Here is a 228-nt window from a genome sequence, read left to right as displayed (position 1 = left end):
GGCTGCATGCCAGCCTGTTCACCACCATCGGCGCGCTGCTGGCGACGATCGTGCCGGGCTTCTCCAATGCGATCGATGCCCCGCTGGTCACCCATTCCACCCTCGCCCTGCCGCTGCCGCCACTGCCGCCGGCCAAGCTGCAGGGCATGCCCGGCGACAACTGGCAGCTGCTGCGCATCAAGCCCGGGCAGACCCTGAGCGGCGTGTTCAGCGACCTGGACATCCCCA

At 69.3% G+C, this 228-nt stretch carries 1 protein-coding gene; it reads left to right on the top strand.

Features of this window, described 5'->3' with window-relative positions; all coding sequences use genetic code 11:
- Positions 1–228: hypothetical protein (locus R0J87_RS25605; RefSeq protein ID WP_498889823.1), on the top strand; the 228-nt coding region annotated here is incomplete at both ends.

The sequence above is a fragment of the Halomonas sp. SIMBA_159 genome (assembly GCF_046536035.1).
Taxonomy (GTDB): domain Bacteria; phylum Pseudomonadota; class Gammaproteobacteria; order Pseudomonadales; family Halomonadaceae; genus Vreelandella; species Vreelandella venusta_A.
This window is presented reverse-complemented; position numbering and strand designations above follow the sequence as displayed.